Below are 1,942 nucleotides of genomic sequence, written 5' to 3'. Positions count from 1 at the left end.
GCGAGATATTCGGCGAAATGGGGTCTCATCTTTGCGATCCAGGCAAAGCCGTTTGCAGCAGGCTCCGGCTTATCGCCGGCCCCGGACACTCGCATATTCGCGGCGTTCACACAGCGGCGGCACCCCGTCGGCATGCAAGCATCGCGGCCAATCGGGCAGGCGTTCCATCTCGCAAGCAAGGTCAGCGATCATGGAGATATCGAAATACGCCCGGGCGAGACGTCGCGCATAACCGGTTCCGCATCGATCTTCATCGTATCGACGTTCGGCCTCCGGGAGGACGAGCACTGTTATCTAATACAAACGTATATCGACAAGGCAGAATCATGAAAGTCCTCACAGACAAGATCCTCTCGCAGTCCGCCTATACGGCGGAAATCGACATTCCTCTTGAAAAGGTCGACATCGCCGAGTGGTTGTTCACGCTACCGGAGGCGGAATATCTGCGCTGCTGCCCGCCCGACCACATCGGCTCCGGCGTCACCACGACGGACGATGGCCGCCGCATGGTAATCAATGTCGAGATGATCGGCACTGGACTGGTGATCCAGCACTACATTGCCGAAGAAGCGACGCCCAGTTACTGCCGGATGAACTCGATCTCCGACGTGTTCACCCCCGTGGGACGCACGCAGGTAAACGTGATCTGGGAGCTGATCGCTGAGGCCATCGAAGGCGAGCGCACCCGCTATACCAACCGTGTCACCTCGCACCCGACTGACGTGTTCATGGACTTCGTCGTTGCGCACGGCCAGACCTTCGAGCAGGCGGCCGTTGCCCGGCAGGAAGCCGGTGGCGACCACAACCGCCGCGAGACGCCGCTCTTCGCCGCCAGCATCGCCCGCCGCGCCCTCGCCAAGGCCGACGCGAAATGAAGGCGGTCACGTTCGACGATTTCGGTGCGGCGGACGTCCTCCGCCTCACCGACGCGCCCATGCCGGAGGTCCGCCTCGGCGATCTCCTGGTCAAGGTGCACGCGGCAGGCGTCAACCGCGCCGATCTTCTGCAGCGCCAGGGCTATTATGGCCGCCAGAGCTATGGCGAGAGCGACCTGCTCGGGCTGGAAGTGGCCGGCGAGGTGGTTGCGGTCGGCAGCGATGTCACCGACATCCGGCCGGGCGAGCGGGTGATGGGAATCGTCGGCGGCGGCGCCTATGCCGAATTCGCCCGCGTCGACCGCGCCATGGCGGTGCGCATTCCCGAGCACCTCGACTATCTCGGGGCGGCGGCGGTCATGGAATCCTTCGTCACCGCCTGGGAAGCCGCCGTGCATCTGGGCGGGACAACCAAGGGGACGGCCGTGCTCATCCACGCGGCTGCGGGCGGGGTGGGTTCCGCCGCCGTCGAGATCGCCCACGCGCTTGGCGCCCGGGCTTTCGCGACGGCCAATGCCGAGCGTCGCGCCGAGGTGCTGGCGCTGGGTGCCGAGGCGGTTTTCGATTATCGATCCGAGGACTTCGAGCAGGGCGTGCGCGATGCCACCGGTGAGCGCGGCGTGGACGTGATCGTCGATTTCGTCGGCGGTGATTATCTCGCTCGCAATCTGCGCAGCCTCGCCCCGGGCGGGCGCCTCGTCCAGGTCGGTCTGCTCGGAGGGCAGGACACCGCCAGCATCCCGCTCGCCCTCCTGCTGCACAACCACCTGCGCCTCATCGGCACGGTGATGAAATCGCGAACCGTGGAGGAGAAGCGCGCCATGGTCCGGCGCTTCGCGGAAAGCGCGCTTCCGATGTTCGCCGATGGCCGGCTGAAACCGCTGGTCGGCAAGGTCTTCCATCTCGCGCAGGCGCCCGAGGCGCATCGCGCGATGGAAGCGGGCGGCGGGTTTGGGAAGATTGTGCTCAAGGTGACCGCGTGAAGCACGGCGGCGTGCTCCGCCTCGCGCCGTGGCCGTTGCCAGATTAATGGCCGAGATGGCGGCGCAAAGCGGACGTCTCGGTTA

The 1,942-nt window shown here is 65.4% G+C and carries 3 protein-coding genes; all 3 read left to right on the top strand.

Going from position 1 to position 1,942, the window contains the following annotated elements; all coding sequences use genetic code 11:
• Positions 1 to 330, top strand: a 330-nt coding sequence (locus OJI97_RS04205; protein ID WP_297661430.1) for a hypothetical protein, incomplete at its 5' end; no start/stop codon positions are given.
• Positions 327 to 875, top strand: a complete 549-nt coding sequence (locus OJI97_RS04200; protein ID WP_297661428.1) for a hypothetical protein — start codon at positions 327 to 329, stop codon at positions 873 to 875. The genes OJI97_RS04205 and OJI97_RS04200, both read left to right, overlap by 4 nt.
• Positions 872 to 1,858: an NAD(P)H-quinone oxidoreductase gene (locus OJI97_RS04195; protein ID WP_297661426.1), complete on the top strand. Its 987-nt coding sequence runs from the start codon at positions 872 to 874 to the stop codon at positions 1,856 to 1,858. The genes OJI97_RS04200 and OJI97_RS04195 overlap by 4 nt, the downstream gene beginning before the upstream one ends.
• Positions 1,859 to 1,942: the final 84 nt, after the last annotated feature.

The organism is Sphingopyxis sp. (genome assembly GCF_025869345.1).
Taxonomy (GTDB): Bacteria; Pseudomonadota; Alphaproteobacteria; order Sphingomonadales; family Sphingomonadaceae; genus Sphingopyxis.
The sequence above is the reverse complement of the archived record's forward strand: the minus strand, read 5'-3'. Positions and strand labels throughout refer to the sequence as shown.